16 protein-coding genes and 2 tRNA genes (1 of these 18 only partly in view) are annotated in these 14,895 nt (G+C 69.4%); 7 read left to right on the top strand and 11 right to left on the bottom strand.

Annotation, left to right across the window (positions count from 1 at the left end):
- The 5 genes from clpX to EP757_RS16065 all read right to left on the bottom strand — a co-directional run.
- A protein-coding gene (clpX, locus tag EP757_RS16090) for an ATP-dependent Clp protease ATP-binding subunit ClpX (RefSeq protein WP_127546915.1) crosses the window boundary here: on the bottom strand, positions 1-760 show its 5' portion. It extends 533 nt beyond the left edge of the window; 760 of the gene's 1,293 nt are visible here — the first part of the coding sequence; it begins with the start codon at positions 758-760; its stop codon lies off the left edge, out of view.
- Positions 761-970: 210 nt separating this feature from the next.
- Positions 971-1,633: an ATP-dependent Clp protease proteolytic subunit gene (locus tag EP757_RS16085; RefSeq protein ID WP_127546913.1), complete on the bottom strand. Its 663-nt coding sequence runs from the start codon at positions 1,631-1,633 to the stop codon at positions 971-973.
- A gap of 11 nt (positions 1,634-1,644) precedes the next feature.
- The gene (locus EP757_RS16080; RefSeq protein ID WP_127546911.1) at positions 1,645-2,277 is read right to left on the bottom strand and encodes a ClpP family protease; all 633 of its coding nucleotides are present in this window, start codon (positions 2,275-2,277) and stop codon (positions 1,645-1,647) included.
- Between the two features lie 291 nt (positions 2,278-2,568).
- On the bottom strand, positions 2,569-3,918 hold the full coding sequence (tig, locus tag EP757_RS16070) for a trigger factor (protein WP_160165807.1): 1,350 nt from the start codon (positions 3,916-3,918) through the stop codon (positions 2,569-2,571).
- A gap of 38 nt (positions 3,919-3,956) precedes the next feature.
- Positions 3,957-4,030 (bottom strand) — tRNA-Pro (locus EP757_RS16065).
- 132 nt (positions 4,031-4,162) lie between these two features.
- On the opposite strand from EP757_RS16065, the gene EP757_RS16060 reads away from it, so the two are divergent.
- The 4 genes from EP757_RS16060 (at position 4,163) to EP757_RS42805 (ending at position 5,606) form a co-directional block, all read left to right on the top strand.
- Positions 4,163-4,233 (top strand) — tRNA-Gly (locus EP757_RS16060).
- 350 nt (positions 4,234-4,583) lie between these two features.
- Positions 4,584-4,904, top strand: coding sequence for a helix-turn-helix transcriptional regulator (locus EP757_RS16055; RefSeq protein WP_127546907.1), 321 nt, complete (start codon positions 4,584-4,586; stop codon positions 4,902-4,904).
- Positions 4,901-5,404, top strand: coding sequence for an SRPBCC domain-containing protein (locus tag EP757_RS16050; protein WP_127546905.1), 504 nt, complete (start codon positions 4,901-4,903; stop codon positions 5,402-5,404). The genes EP757_RS16055 and EP757_RS16050 overlap by 4 nt, the downstream gene beginning before the upstream one ends.
- 61 nt (positions 5,405-5,465) lie before the next feature.
- A complete protein-coding gene (locus tag EP757_RS42805) occupies positions 5,466-5,606 on the top strand; it encodes a hypothetical protein (protein ID WP_160165806.1) in 141 nt (46 codons plus the stop codon).
- Positions 5,607-5,621: 15 nt separating this feature from the next.
- Here the strand turns inward: EP757_RS42805 and EP757_RS16045 are convergent, their stop codons facing one another.
- Positions 5,622-6,518, bottom strand: a complete 897-nt coding sequence (locus EP757_RS16045) for a glycosyltransferase family 2 protein (protein ID WP_127546903.1) — start codon at positions 6,516-6,518, stop codon at positions 5,622-5,624.
- An 81-nt stretch (positions 6,519-6,599) separates the two neighbouring features.
- On the opposite strand from EP757_RS16045, the gene EP757_RS16040 reads away from it, so the two are divergent.
- Complete coding sequence (locus tag EP757_RS16040; RefSeq protein ID WP_127546901.1) at positions 6,600-7,472, top strand: SDR family oxidoreductase; 873 nt, start codon at positions 6,600-6,602, stop codon at positions 7,470-7,472.
- Position 7,473: 1 nt separating this feature from the next.
- On the opposite strand, the gene EP757_RS16035 is transcribed toward EP757_RS16040, so the two are convergent.
- A complete protein-coding gene (locus tag EP757_RS16035) occupies positions 7,474-8,205 on the bottom strand; it encodes a DNA-directed RNA polymerase II (RefSeq protein ID WP_127546899.1) in 732 nt (243 codons plus the stop codon).
- Between the two features lie 103 nt (positions 8,206-8,308).
- Here EP757_RS16035 and EP757_RS16030 point away from each other — a divergent pair, with 103 nt between their 5' ends.
- Entirely contained in the window at positions 8,309-9,514 is a 1,206-nt protein-coding gene (locus EP757_RS16030) for a GNAT family N-acetyltransferase (protein ID WP_127546897.1), read from the top strand.
- A 483-nt stretch (positions 9,515-9,997) separates the two neighbouring features.
- On the top strand, positions 9,998-10,384 hold the full coding sequence (locus EP757_RS43375; protein WP_370457855.1) for a hypothetical protein: 387 nt from the start codon (positions 9,998-10,000) through the stop codon (positions 10,382-10,384).
- 868 nt (positions 10,385-11,252) lie between these two features.
- Here the strand turns inward: EP757_RS43375 and EP757_RS16015 are convergent.
- The 4 genes from EP757_RS16015 to EP757_RS16000 all read right to left on the bottom strand — a co-directional run bounded on the left by EP757_RS16015 (position 11,253) and on the right by EP757_RS16000 (position 14,781).
- Positions 11,253-11,726, bottom strand: coding sequence for a ribose-5-phosphate isomerase (locus EP757_RS16015; RefSeq protein ID WP_127546892.1), 474 nt, complete (start codon positions 11,724-11,726; stop codon positions 11,253-11,255).
- A 12-nt stretch (positions 11,727-11,738) separates the two neighbouring features.
- Positions 11,739-12,656: an alpha/beta hydrolase gene (locus tag EP757_RS16010; RefSeq protein ID WP_127546890.1), complete on the bottom strand. Its 918-nt coding sequence runs from the start codon at positions 12,654-12,656 to the stop codon at positions 11,739-11,741.
- Between the two features lie 4 nt (positions 12,657-12,660).
- On the bottom strand, positions 12,661-13,857 hold the full coding sequence (locus tag EP757_RS16005) for a DUF1015 family protein (protein ID WP_127546888.1): 1,197 nt from the start codon (positions 13,855-13,857) through the stop codon (positions 12,661-12,663).
- 297 nt (positions 13,858-14,154) lie between these two features.
- The gene (locus tag EP757_RS16000) at positions 14,155-14,781 is read right to left on the bottom strand and encodes a disulfide bond formation protein DsbA (RefSeq protein ID WP_127546886.1); all 627 of its coding nucleotides are present in this window, start codon (positions 14,779-14,781) and stop codon (positions 14,155-14,157) included.
- Positions 14,782-14,895: the final 114 nt, after the last annotated feature.

Raw genomic sequence — 14,895 nt, 5'->3', positions numbered from 1 at the left:
CGAAGGCACCGCCGACGATGAACAGCACGTTCGTCGTGTCGATCTGGATGAACTCCTGGTGCGGGTGCTTGCGTCCGCCCTGCGGCGGAACGTTCGCGACAGTGCCCTCAAGGATCTTGAGAAGCGCCTGCTGGACGCCCTCACCGGAGACGTCACGGGTGATCGACGGGTTCTCGCTCTTGCGAGCGATCTTGTCGACCTCGTCGATGTAGATGATCCCCTGCTCGGCGCGCTTGACGTCGTAGTCGGCCGCCTGGATCAGCTTCAGCAGGATGTTCTCCACATCCTCACCGACATAACCGGCCTCGGTCAGCGCCGTGGCGTCCGCGATCGCGAACGGCACGTTGAGCATCCGGGCCAGCGTCTGGGCGAGGTGTGTCTTGCCGCAGCCGGTGGGGCCGATGAGCATGATGTTGGACTTGGCCACCTCGACGTCGCTACCCCCACCGGGGGCGCCGTTCGACTCGGCCTGAATCCGCTTGTAGTGGTTGTAGACCGCGACGGAGAGCGCCTTCTTCGCCTGCTCCTGGCCGACAACGTAGTTGTCCAGGAATGAGCAGATCTCCATCGGCTTGGGAAGCTCTTCCCACTTCACCTCGCCGGTCTCGGCCAGCTCCTCTTCGATGATCTCGTTGCAGAGGTCGATGCACTCGTCGCAGATGTAGACCCCAGGGCCCGCGATGAGCTTCTTGACCTGCTTCTGCGACTTCCCACAGAAGGAGCACTTGAGTAGGTCGCCACCGTCGCCGATCCGTGCCACCTACGTTCTCCCTGCGTTCAATGGCCGATCGCCGACCGGTCCGTTTCCGAGGACGGAATGCCTCGTTGCCATCTCATCGTCCGCCGACCCGCGTAACTGAGGCTGCAGACTCGACGTTACCCGCTACCGGGCAGTTCTCCGACCCCCAAAACGGGCGTGTCAGGGGTCGGTCAGTCTAACCACCGACCGCCGGCCCCTGACATCGAGCACTCAGTTACTCGCGCCGACCGCTTGCAGGCTCTTCTTGCGGGTCGCCAGCACGACGTCGACGATGCCGTACTCCTTGGCCTCGTCGGCCGTCATGATCTTGTCGCGGTCGATGTCCTTGCGGACCTTCTCGACCGGGCGCTTCGCGTGGTGCGCGATCATGTCCTCGAGCTGGGTCCGCATCCGCATGATCTCGCGGGCCTGGATCTCGATGTCCGAGCCCTGGCCGTAACCGCCCTCGGTGGCCGGCTGGTGGATGATGATCCGCGAGTGCGGGAGCGCCATCCGCTTGCCCGGGGTGCCACCGGCGAGCAGGACCGCGGCGGCGCTGGCCGCCTGGCCCAGGCAGACCGTGCTGATGTCGGGACGCACGTACTGCATGGTGTCGTAGATCGCCGTCATCGCGGTGAAGGAGCCGCCGGGCGAGTTGATGTACATCAGGATGTCGCGGTCCGGGTCGGTGCTCTCCAGCGTCAGCAGCTGGGCCATCACGTCGTTCGCCGACGCGTCGTCCACCTGGACCCCGAGGAAGATGATCCGGTCCTCGAACATCTTGTTGTACGGGTTCGACTCCTTGATCCCCCACGAGGTGCGCTCGGAGAACGAGGGCAGCACGTAGCGGTTGTGCACCGGAGCGAACCCGGGAGGCATGGAAAGGTCGGTCATGGTTCAGCTCCTCAGTTCAGCGTTCCGGCACCGTCCGGGACCTGCGTGGCCCCGGTGATCACCTTGTCGATGAAGCCATAGTCCTTCGCCTCCGCGGCCGTGAACCAGCGGTCCCGGTCGAAGTCGGTGGCGATCTGCTCAGGAGTCTGTCCCGTGTGGTGGGCGATCCGCTCCTGGAACATCTTCTTGGTGTAGAGCATCTGCTCCGCCTGGATGGCGATGTCGGCGGCCGTGCCACCCATGCCACCCGAAGGCTGGTGCATCATGATGCGCGCGTGCGGCAGGGCGTACCTCTTGCCGGCGGCGCCGGCGCAGAGCAGGAACTGCCCCATCGAGGCCGCCATGCCCATCCCGACGGTGGACACGTCGTTGTCGATGAACTGCATCGTGTCGTAGATCGCCATGCCCGAGTAGACCGAGCCGCCCGGCGAGTTGATCCAGAGGTGGATGTCGGCCTCCGGGTCCTCGGCGGAGAGCAGCAGCAGCTGCGCGCAGATGCGGTTGGCGACCGCGTCGGTCACCTCGCTGCCGAGAAAGATGATGCGCTCACGCAGCAGGCGGTTGTAGACCGAATCGTCGAGGTTGCCACTGAGTGCTTCGCCCCGCCGCGCCACGGGGGTGGCGGGGATGTGGAGATCGGTCATGGCAGCCCTTCACAGCTGACTGTGTCGGCCGAGTCGTTCCGGCCGGCAGGTTGTCCGTCGTACGACCAACCTAACTGGTCGGATGCGCATCAGCTTCCCGCTCGGGCAGGTGTTCGCTGACAGCGCACGCGCCCGGGAAAGACAGCGGCCACCGAGCGGACGCTCGCGCGCCCGTCCGGTGGCCGTCTGGCTGGTGTATCAGTGAGCAATTCTCAACCTGACATCGGGCCTGAGGGTTCCGGGCCGTCGTCCGGCGCCGGCACGCGAGGCCCTCGCCACGTTGAAAAAGGCTCAGTGGTTGTGACCGGCGTGCTCGTCCTCGCTGGCCGCGCGCAGGTCGTCGAGGGACAGGGTGTTGCCGTCCTCGTCCTTCATGGTGACCTGCTCCATGACCGAGGCCAGCGCCTTGCCCCGGCGCACGTCGCCGAAGACGGCGGCCGCGGAGCCCGAGCGCACCAGCTGGTCGTAGTACTGCTGGGGCTGCATCTGGGCACGCTGCGCCCGGTGCACGATCTCGTGGCCGAACTCGTCGTCGGAGACCTGGACGTCCTCGGCGTCGGCGATGGTGTCGAGCAGCAGCTGGATCCGGACGCCCTCCTCGGCCGCCTCGGTCAGCTCCTGGTCGATCTGCTCCTCGGTCTTCTCCTCGGAGGCGAGGTAGTCGGCCAGGGTCGCGCCGATCCGCTCGAGCTGGTCGGTCATGGCCTGCTTGCGGCCCTCGACCTCCTCCTTGACGACGCCCTCGGGCGCCGGGATGTTCGCCGCCTCGACGAGCTGCTTGAGAGCCTCGTCACGGGCCGCGTAGATCTGCTCGACCTTCTTGACCTTGCTGAGCCGCTCGTTCAGGTCGCCCTTGAGCTCCTCGAGGGTGTCGAACTCGCTCGCCAGCTGGGCGAACTCGTCGTCGATCTCGGGCAGCTGCTTGTCCTTGACGGTGCGCACGACGACCTTCACCTCGGCGTCGCGGCCGGCGAAGTCGCCGCCGACGAGCTGGGTCGTGAAGGTAGCCTCCTCGCCGGCGGAGAGGCCGACGAGCACCTCGTCCAGACCGGGCAGCAGCTGCTTGCTGCCGACCTCGTGGGAGATGTTGGTGGCCGAGCCGCCCGGAACCTCTTCGCCGTCGACGGTGGCGTTGAGGTCGAGCTGCACGTAGTCGCCCTCGGCGGCCGGGCGCTCGACGGTCTTCAGGGTGGCGAAGCGCTCACGCAGGCCGTTGATCTGCTCGTCGATCTCGTTGTCGCCGATGGCGACGGCCGGAACCGTCACGGCGATCGTGGAGAGGTCCGGGATGGTGATCTCCGGGCGCACGTCGACCTCGGCCGTGAACTTCAGCGGCGCGTTGTCGGCGAACTCGGTGATCTCCACCTCGGGGCGGCCGAGCGTCTTGACGTCGTGCTCCTGCACCGCGGCGAGGATCTGCTGCGGGATCGCCTCCTGCACGGCCTCGTTGAGGACCGCGCCGCGGCCGACACGCTGGTCGATCACCGCCGCCGGGATCTTGCCGCGACGGAAGCCGGGCACCTGCACCTGCGCGCCGATCTCCCGGTACGCCTTCTGCAGGCTCGGCTTGAGCTCGTCGAACGGCACCTCGATGGCGAGCTTCACCCGAGTCGGGCTCAGAGTCTCGACGGTGCTCTTCACAGGCGTACTCCTTGTTGCTGCGGACAGTAGGTCACAAGTCGGGGTGGCGGGATTTGAACCCACGGCCCCTCGCTCCCAAAGCGAGTGCGCTACCAAGCTGCGCCACACCCCGTGGCGACGGCCAGTGTATGCGGTCGGCTTGCCTGCGTGTGCGCTGGAGTCACCTGCTGGGGAATCCGGTTCGCGCGGACGGGAGTTGATTCAGTAAGCTGTACCCCGAGCGCCGGTGAAAACCAGGGCTCATGCGGGCGTAGCTCAATGGTAGAGCCTCAGTCTTCCAAACTGATTACGCGAGTTCGATTCTCGTCGCCCGCTCGGTTTACATCGGCCCTGGTCAGCGGAGAAATCCGCGGACCAGGGCCGACGTGTTTCACCCGCCAGTGGATCTTGCGTGCCGGTGGCCGCGATCCTCGGCGTTGCTCGCCCTCCGACGCCGGGGCCCTGCGCGATCTCGCGGCCCCTGCCGCTGGGCGGTTGCCGGTTCCGCAGAGACTTCGCCTTCTCTCCCGCGCACACCAGCCCTGGTCGCCACACTCGGCGATGCGGGCGCCTGCATGCGTTCGGGCGTCGGAGCAGCTGCGGATCGCTCATCAGCTGCGTCACGGAGTCAGGAGCGGCAAACGTCCGCCTTGACAGGTGACCGAATGGTCACATAACTTTGCGTCATGACGGACGACGATCGGGTGTTCAAGGCCTTGGCCGATCCGAGCCGCCGCTTCCTGCTCGATCTCCTGTTCGCGCGTGACGGCCGCACGCAGTCGGAGCTGGAGTCGGAGCTGGAGATGACCCGGTTCGGCGTCGCCAAGCACCTGAAGGTGCTCGAGGAAGCGGGTCTCGTCGTCGTGCGCCGATCAGGCCGGGAGAAGTTGCACTTCCTGAATCCCGTGCCGATTCGGCAGATCCACGACAGGTGGATCGACAAGTACACCGAGCACCAGGTCACCGCACTGATCGATCTCAAGCGACAGCTGGAGGAAGAGCCATGAGCACGACGCAGGTCTACCGCATCTGGATCAAGGCGGCGCCGGAGAAGATCTGGACCGCGATCACCGACCCGGAGTGGAACAAGCAATACGGGTACGCCGCGCCTCAGTTCTACGAGCTGAAGAAGGGCGGCAAGTTCTACTCGACCGCCACCCAGGAGATGAAGGACTACGCCGCGGCCGGCGGCTTCCCGATGCCGGACACCATCGTCGACGGCGAGGTCCTCGAGGCGGACGAGCCCCGCCGGCTCGTGCTGACCTGGCGGATGCTGATGGATCCGACCACCGCGGCGGAGCCGTTCACCACGCTGACCTACGAGATCGAGGAGTCCTCCCCGGGCGTCCAGCGGGTCACCATCACGCACGACGTGACCGGCGCCCCGGCGACCGGCACGATGGTCCAGGGCAACCCGGACGCGGGCGCCGAGGGCGGCGGCGGCTGGGCCTGGGTCCTCAGCGACCTCAAGTCGCTCCTGGAGACGGGCAAGATCCTGACCAGCTGACCGATTCTGATCAACACGATCGGCGCGGGTGGAACGAGCCCGCGCCGATTACCGTCAGTGCATGTTCACCTTCATCGTGGTCCTCCTCGCCGCGGTCGCCCTCCTCGGCGGCTACCTCGCGTTCCGCCGCCGCACCAACCCCGGCGACGTCTCCCCGGACAGCTACAAGGCGGGTTGGATCAATAAATCAGAGGGCATTTGACGGTACGGGAGAAGCTCAGCCCACATATCGGCGCGCTAGGGAACGCCGTTGCGCCTCGTCGAGCCGGGCGAGTCGCGCCTCGACCACCGCCGGCCGGGGTCTGCGGTCCGCCACGAGCCAGCCGAGCCCGCGGACCGCGTCGAGCGCGCCGAGCAGCGAGGTCCGGTCCCGCGGGACGGTCGTCGCCAGGAAGTACGTCCGCCGGATCGCCGCTCCGGCCGGCCGCCGCAGCCAAGTGAACCAGAGCGTGTTGCGCAGGCCGACCCGGCGCCGGTGACCGGCGTCGCGCAGCAGCGAGGCCCGGTGGTGCGCGGTCAGATCCTCCAGATAGCAGAGCTCCCACCCGGCCGCGAGCAGATCGGTGGCGAGCAACTCCTCCTCCCCGCCCAGCCAGAGCCGCGTATGGAATCCGCCGGCCTGCTCGAACGCGTCCCGCCGGACCACCGAGGCGCCGGCCAGGAAACTGCCCAGGGCCGGGCCGGGCAACCAATCGGGGCCGGGGACCGGCGAATCGCGCAGCTCCGCCACGATCGGATCCTCCCGGCCGGACGGCTCGACCACGATCCGGGCGTTGACCAGAGCCAGCCGGGGATGCGCGTCGAGGACGTCGGCGGCGCGGGCCAGCGACCCCGGCGCCCACCAGGTGTCGTCGTCGCAGAACGCCACATAGGGCGTGCGGAGCCGGCGTACCCCGATGTTGCGACCCACCGCCCCGAGATTCTCGCCCAGAGCGACCACCTCCACCGCCGGGAAGCGTTCGCGGACCGCGTCCGCGGTGCCGTCCTGCGATCCGTTGTCGACGAGCACCACATGCGGCTGCTCCGGCAATGCCAGTAATCGCTCCACACAGGTCAGCGCCTCGTCCCGCCGCTGCCAGGTGATGACCACGACGCCTACCCGAGAGTCCCCCATGCGGCGCCGGTTACCCCTGATCCGATTATTCGCACATGTCGCGGGAACACGGTTGTCGACCGTTCCCCAGAAGGAGGACCCGTGGACCCGCGTAGCCAGTACCCGAAGCCGGAACTCGACGGCGGCGACCAGACCCCACCGGGCTCGACGTCCGCGATGCCGGACCGCCCCGACCACGGTGAGGAGAGTTACCGCGGCAGCGGCAAGCTCACCGGCCGGAAGGCGATCATCACGGGCGGGGACTCCGGGATCGGCCGGGCGGTAGCCATCGCGTACGCGCGGGAGGGCGCCGACGTCCTGATCTCGTATCTGCCGGAGGAGGAGGCGGACGCCCGGGACACGGCCGGCTGGATCGAGAAGGCCGGGCGCAAGGCGGTGACCGTACCCGGCGACATCCGCGACGAGGCGCACTGCCGGGCCATCATCGACCGGGCGGTGTCCGAGCTCGGCGGCGTGGACGTCCTGGTGAACAACGCCGCCTACCAGATGGCGCAGCCCGGCGGGATCTCCGACATCACCGACGAGCAGTTCGACCGGGTCATGAAGACCAACCTGTACGCGATGTTCTGGCTCTGCCGCGCGGCCGCCCCGCACCTGCGGCCCGGCGCCACGATCATCAACACCGCGTCGGTGCAGGCGTACCTCTCGTCGAGCCAGCTGCTCGATTACGCCACCACGAAGGGCGGCATCGTGGCCTTCACGAAGGCGCTCGCCGAGGAGATGGCCGAGAAGGGCGTCCGGGTCAACGCCGTCGCGCCCGGCCCGATCTGGACCCCGCTGATCCCGTCCACCATGCCCGACGAGAAGGTCGCGAAGTTCGGCGGCGACACCCCGCTCGGCCGCGCCGGCCAGCCCGCCGAACTGGCCGCCGCGTACGTCTACTTCGCGAGCCCCGACTCGAGTTACACGACCGGCGAGGTCCTCGGCATCACCGGCGGCAAACCGGTCAGCTGACTCAGCCGGTGAAGAGGTCGGTGACCCAGTGGACGGCGGTCATCACCCACTCGGTCTGCTGCAGGTGCGCCAGGCCGACGCCGAGCAGGAACACGCCCGCGGCCATGTGCGCGCCGCGGGCGGTGTGCCGCACCCGGCCCAGCTGACGCTCGAGCACGAGCCGGCCGACCAGGCGGGCCAGCGCGAACACACCGATCGCGACCACGACCGACGTCACGAACACGATGATCGGGGTGACCAGCGAGCCCTCCGAGGAGAGCACCCAGATCCCCCAGGAGACGAACGCGAAGATCAGCGGCGCGTTGCTCCACTCACTGCCCCGGCGCAGCCGGCGGATGTGCCAGCTCAGCGGCTTGCCCTCGGTGGGGTCGGGGTGTGACTCCTCGGGCCAGCCGGTGCCGGTCGGCTCGTGGTCTGCCGCGAACTGCTGCTGCCTCTGCGTCACCCGGGCCCGGCCGACACCGAACGGCGACGGCTCCGGAGCCACCGGATGCGCGCCGTGCGGCCCGAACGGCGGCACACTCGCATGCGGCGCCGCATCGTGCGGCTGTGCCTGAGTCTGCGGATGCTGCACCTGGGTGTGCTGCTGGTTCTGCGGGTGCTGCACCTGCGTCTGCAGGGCCTGGTCGTATCGGCCGTCGTGACGGTCCACCGGTGTGGTCGGCGCGTCGGCCCACGGGTCCTGCGGCGGCATGTCGAGCGTCCGCTCGGACCACTGCGGTTGCTCCGGCATTTTTCCCCTCTCGGCATGCATTCGGCACGCTTGGCGTCAGTTCGAGAGTAACGAGCCAACAAATAGGTCGCCCGGGCACACAGCAGTCCGTTACACACATGCCATGGACGAAGAGCTTTCGGTACGCCCGGCCGCCCCCGGCGACTTCGCGGCCATCTGCGACCTGCTCGGCACGGTCTTCCACGAGAAGGTCTTCCCGGAGGTGGAGGCCGAGGTCTACGAGACCGAGCGTTCGCTGGTCGCGGACGACCACGGGACGGTGGTGGGCCATGCCGACGCCTTCACCCGCGATCTCACCGTGCCGGGCGCGGTGATCCCGGCAGCGCACGTCTCCGGCGTCGGTGTCCTGCCCACGCATCGCCGCCGCGGCATCCTGACCCGGCTCATGCATCGCCAGCTACGCGACATCGCCGAGGCGGGCCGTGAGCCGGTCGCCGTGCTCTGGGCCAGCGAGACCAAGATCTACCCCCGATTCGGGTACGGGCCGGCCTGCTCCCGCCTCGGGATGTCGATCATGAATCGTGAGGTTCGTCTCCCGTCCGGCCCGTCCGGCCGGCTGCGGATGGGCGAGCCGAAGGAGCTGATCGCCGACATCGGCAAGGTCTACGACCAGCTGCGCCCCGGCAAGGTCGGCTGGTCGACCCGGGACGATCGATGGTGGCGGTTCGTCCTGAGCGACCGTGAGGAGAAGCGGGACGGCGCCACCCCGCTGCGCGCGGTGGTCCACGAGGGCCCGGACGGGCCGACCGGATACGCCCTGTGGCGGGTCAAGGACAACTGGACAGCGCACGGGCCGGACGGCGAGGTGCAGGTACGCGAAGTGGCCGCCGACGACCCGGAGACCTACCAGGCGCTGTGGAACTTCCTGCTCGGGGTCGACCTGACTCGCACGGTGTCGTACCGTCTCGGCGCCCTCGACGAACCCCTGCAGTACCTGGCCGACGAGCCCCGGCGTCTCGGCCTGTCGGTCTCCGACGGCCTCTGGATCCGCCTGATCGACCTGCCGGCCGCGCTGGCCGCCCGGAGGTACTCCTCCGACGTCGACGTGGTCTTCGAGGTCACCGACCCGATCCTGACCGCGAACTCCGGCCGCTGGCGGCTGACCGGCGGCCCCGGCGGCGCGGCCTGTTCGCCGACCGGCGACCCGGCCGACGTGGCCTGCTCGGTGACCGACCTCGGGGCGGCCTACCTGGGCGGGACCTCGCTCACCGTGCTGGCGGCGGCGGGCCGGGTCCGGCAGCTGACCACCAACGACCCGGCGGCGGCGTTCCGCTGGCACCGGCTGCCCAGTCCGACCGAAATCTTCTGACATGTGCGGGACGGCGGTACCGTCGGCGTCATGGCTCAGCCCGAACGCCGGCGCCGGCGCATCCGCCCCCCGTCGGGATCAGCCGCACCGGCCGAGGCGGCGCCCCCGGAAACGCCCGACGAGGTACGCCCCTCCCCGAAAACCATCCAAGATCGCCAACCGGTTCCGCCCCCGGTCTCCACACCACCGATCTCCGGTTCCCCAGCGCCCGTCGCGCCGATCCCGGGCCCACCGGCATCAGCTCCGCCGGTCCCGGGCCCTCCCGCGTCCGGGCCGCCGATCCCAGGTCCACCCGCGTCCGGGCCGCCGGTGCCAGGTCCTCCCGCGTCCGGCCCACCCGTGTCCGGGCCGCCGGTGCCAGGTCCTCCCGCGTCGGGAGGACCGATCCCAGGTCCACCTGCGTCCGGCGCGACGGTCCCGGTCCCCGCTCCACCGGCGTCCGGTCCGCCGGTTCCTGGTCCTCCTGCGGTACCTGCGCCGCCGATCTCAGGTTCCCCGGCGACGGCTCCCGCAGCGCCCGTCACCTCGGCGCCTCCTCCTTCAACGCCTGGTCACCACACGTCCGCTCATCCATCGCCGGGTCGTCCCGCTTCGGGTCCGCCGGCGGGCGACGTGACGGCGTCCAGGCCGCGCGGCGGATACCAGCGGCGGCCCCCGGTCTCAGCGCCGGGCGGTCAGCAGGACGACCGGGAGACCGAACGCGGCTTGCGGGGTCTCGTCGGCTCGGGGTCGTCACAGGTGAGTGTGGGAGCGGCGCTACGTGCCCGGGATGCCTCCCGCCCCAGCGATGAGGACATGGCTGCGGCCGAACGTGACCTGCCGATCGTCCGCCGCAACTGGCTCCCCCGCGAAGACCTGCCCCGGCGCTGACGCCCGCCGCCCGCCGCGCACGGCGCACCGCCCGGCACCCGCCACCCGCCGCCCGCCGCCCGCCGCCCGCCGCCCGCCGCGAGATCTTGAGCGATGCTGCACACGCCGATGTACGAAGTCGCTCAAGATCCGAGCGCGGAGAAGGAGCGCCGAGCACCGCGCGAGAGCACCGCACGACCGAGCGCCGAGCAGGAGCGTCGGGCACCGACTGAGACGCAAGAACCGTTGGGGCCGGCCGCCAGGAAAGTCGCCGCCCGCCGCGCGATCTTGATCGATCCCGCACACCCGGGGGTGCAGAATCGCCCAAGATCCGAGCGCCGCGCGACCGAGCGCCGAGCAGGAGCGCCGAGCACCGAGCACCGAGCACCGAGCACCGAGCACCGACCGAGACTCAAGAAAGCGTTGGGGCCGGCCGCCAGGAAGCTCGCCGCCCGCCGCCCGCCGCCCGCCGCGCGATCTTGAACGATCCTGCACACGCCGAGGTACGAAGTCGCCCAAGATCCGAGCGCGGAGAAGGAGCGCCGAGCACCGCGCGCCGAGCAAGAGCACCGCACGACCCGAGCGCCTAGCAAGAGCACCGCACGACCCGAGCGCCTAGCAAGAGCCGAGCACCGCACGACCGAGCGCCGAGCAGGAGCGCCGGGCACCGACCGAGACGCAAGAAGCGTTGGGGCCGACCGAGACTCAAGAAGCGTTGGGGCCGACCGCCAGGAAGCCCGCCGCGCGATCTTGAGCGATCCCGCACACCCGGGGGTGCAGAATCGCCCAAGATCTGGGCGGCCACAGAACAGACCGGCGGGCAGGGCCTCGCGCACGAGGAACAAAGAGGAACAGAAAGGAACGGAAAGGACGACGCCGGCCCGGGCGATCAGCTGGCCGGCAGAGCCGGGAGTTCGCGGTCCTTCTCGTACGAGGCCAGCTGTGCGATCCGACGGGCGTGGCGGGCGTCGCCGGAGAACGGGGTGGCGATGAAGGCCTCGACGAACGCGGTGGCCTCGTCGAGGGTGTGCTGGCGGGCGCCGATCGCGATGACGTTGCTGTCGTTGTGCTGGCGGGCCAGCTGGGCGATCTCGGCTTTCCAGACCAGCGCGGAGCGGACGCCGGGCACCTTGTTCGCGGCGATCTGTTCGCCGTTGCCGGAGCCGCCGATGACGATGCCGAGCGAGCCCGGGTCGGCGACGACGCGTGCGCCGGTGTGGAAGCAGAACGCCGGGTAGTCGTCCTCGGGGTCGTAGGCGTGCGGTCCGACGTCCACCACATCGTGTCCCTGCTTGATCAGGTGGTTGACGAGGTGCTGCTTCAGTTCGAAGCCGGCGTGGTCGGATCCCAGGTAGAGACGCATATTCGGAGTCTTTCAGAAGACGAGGGCCGCGCGCAGGGAGGATGCCACCTGATCCGCCGCGGCCCGTGCGGCGTCGATGGTGGCGAGCTTGCGGGCGAAGCCGTGGTTCATGCCCATGTAGCGGGTGTGCACCACCGGGACGCCCGCGGTGACCAGTGCGTCGGCGTAGTCGGCGCCCTCGTCGCGCAGGGCGTCGTACTCCGCCGTGATGATCAGGGTGGACGGCATGCCGGCCAGGTCGGCTGCCGCGAGTGGCGCGACGTCGGGGTGGAAGCGCAGCGCCGGGTCCGGGACGTACGTCTCCCAGGCCAGTTTCATCGAGGCACGGTCCAGCCCGTAGGAGCCGACCTCGTCGTAGGACGACGACGAGGTGAGCGGGTCGATGGCCGGGTAGATCAGCGCCTGGAAGTCGAGCGGGGTGGCCGCGTCGCGTTGCCGGCGTGCGGTGACGGTCGCGAGCTGGCCGCCGGCGCTGTCTCCGCCGATCGCCAGCCGCGAGGGATCAAGACCGAGTTCAAGACCTTTGGAGCGGATGTACGCGAGAACCGTCTCGGCGTCCTCGAGCGCGGCGGGGTGGGCGTGTTCCGGGGCGAGCCGGTAGCCGACCGAGACCACGGCGCAGCCGGACCGGTCGGCGACCCGGCGGCAGAACCGGTCCACCGTCTCGATGCTGCCGTAGCACCAGCCGCCGCCGTGCAGGTAGACGAGGACGGGCGCGCCGGTCTTCGTGGCGTAGAGCCGGCAGGGCACGCCGTCGGCGTCGAAGTCGGCGACCACCGGCAGCGGCAGCGCCGGGCCTGTCTCCGCCTCGTTCGACTCCTCCATCGCGGCCCTGACGGCGAGCAGGGCCTGATACGGATCCCCGGTCAGCTGTGATGCCGGGGGACGCCGCCGCAGAGCCGCGGCGGCGTTCACCTGGGGGTGGAGCATCGTGCTAGCCCAGCTGGGCGAGTACGAGACCGCCGCGGGCCTTCGGGGTGAACCAGGTGCTCTTGCGAGGCAGCTTGAGCCGTTCCAGGTTCACTTCGACGAAGTCGTCGACCGTCACCGGCGCGACCAGGATGGCGAGCTCGGCTCGGCCGTTGTCGACCTCGTCGCGCAGCCACTCGACCGGGTAGTCGCCGCCGATGTAGGAGATCCGCTTGTCACCGGGGTCGAGCCCGAGCGCGTCACGCAGGAGCACCCGCTCGACCAGGGCGTGATCGAGGTTCTCCACCGACGTGCCGGCCGGGTCCGGCGGTAACCCGACGGCGAAGGAGCGGCTCCCGACGTACATCTCGATGGTGCCCTTGGCGGGCAATTGCGCCGCACGCGGCAGCTCGGTGACCGTCGCACCGGCCGCGCGCAACCGCGCGAGAAGGTCGTCGAGCGACGCCGGCAGCTCGCTCACCAGGCGGTTGTAGGGCTGGATCGCGACCGACGCGGGTGTAGTCACGACGGCCAGGAAGCGCGGGATCCCCCCGGTCTGCGCGGCCAGGCTGCGGTGGTTGCCGTCGGCGACGACGAGCTCGCCGCCACCGGCCAGGGCGAGCAGGCGTTCCTGCTGCTCACCGGGTCCGAGCACCCAGATGGCGTGGGTGCGGCCGGTACCGTCCAGGTCGGTCGCGTCCGGCTCACCGGCGGCGTCCACCGCGGCGGCGAGAGCTGCGTGCAGCTCCTCACCCTTGCCGGTCTGGAGGAGGAGTACGGGGGAGAGCAGCGTGCCGATCGCGTCAGCCAGAGCTACGCGCTCCCGCACCTTCGCGATGAACACGTCCTCGTTGCGGATGACCAGGCCCGGCTCGTCGGCGCTGGTGGAGATCTGCGCCGTCTCGACAGTGGTCCACAAGCCGTACGCGGGCGCCTCGCCCGGACCGCTGATCCGGTAGAGCACCACCACGTCCTCGGCGGACCGGTACTTACCCTCGGCCTTCGCGCGCTCCAGGCGGACGACGGCGTCCGGGAGCGATTCGGTGAAGGACTTGCCGAGCGACTCGGGAGCAAGATGCGGCATCTCGACGCCCAGCGAACTGGACGCGTTTGCCTTGATGATCTCGGTGATTTCGGCGTCGTCGGCGAACTCGTCATAATTCTGGGCCCCGGTACCGCCATTGGTGATCCAGGCCCGGCTGATCGGGTGCACGACCGTCATGGGGGGCAACTTACCCGGAGTGCCTGCCCAGCCCACCAACCGGCGTCTGCCGGGGTGACCTGGTCGACGCGAGCGCGAGCGGGCTGGCCGTAACGATCACCGGTGGCGCCACGAGACCGGCGACATCAGGGGGCAGATCAGCCCAAACGCCACGCTGGACGCCAAACGTCGACGTGGATTCACTCTCGGGCATACCGGCCTCCGGACTCGACGTGATGTACACCTCATCCAACGACCAGGTGGCGTCCGAGCGTCGGGATTTCGCCCGAACGCCACCCGACGGCAACCACTTCCAGGTCAGTCGAAAATGGGACCCAGGTCCCGGCTGCGCTTCAGTTCGTAGAAGCCGGGGGTGCCGGCCACCAGCACGACGCCGTCCCAGAGCTTGCCCGCGGCCTCGCCCTTGGGCGCCGGCGTGACCACCGGGCCGAAGAACGCGACGGTCTCGCCCGGGTTCGGGCCCGGCGCGTGGATCACCGGGGTGCCGACGTCGGTGCCGACCGGTTTCATGCCGGCGTTGTGGCTGGCCCGCAGCGCCTCGTCCCGCTCGTCGGTGGTCGCGGCCGCGGCCAGCGCGGGATCGAGGCCGACCTCGGTCAACGCCTCGGTGAAGAGCTTCTCGTCGAGCTCGTACTCCTTCAGGTGGATCCGGGTGCCGAGCGCGGTGTAGAGGTCACGCAGCACCTCCGGCCCGGCGGCCTCGGCGGCGGCGATGCAGACGCGGACCGGGCCCCAGCCCTTGCGCATCAGTTCCTGGTACTGCTCGGGGAGGTCGCGGCCCTCGTTGAGGACCGCCAGGCTCATCACGTTGAAACGGATGTCCAGTGGACGGACCTTCTCCACCTCCAGCAGCCAGCGCGAGGTCATCCAGGCCCACGGGCAGAGGGGGTCGAACCACATGTCGACGGTGGCACGTTCAGTCATGGCTCGATCTTCCACCTTTCCGGGTGGGCGGTCGGGGTGAGTTCGGTCGCGATAGGCGCATAGGCTTCGAGGAACGTAAAAAGAAGTCAGCTCGAAGCTCGAAGGAGAGTGCAC

Origin of the sequence: Actinoplanes sp. OR16, assembly GCF_004001265.1 — a bacterium.
Taxonomy (GTDB): domain Bacteria; phylum Actinomycetota; class Actinomycetes; order Mycobacteriales; family Micromonosporaceae; genus Actinoplanes.
The sequence above is the reverse complement of the archived record's forward strand: the minus strand, read 5'-3'. Positions and strand labels throughout refer to the sequence as shown.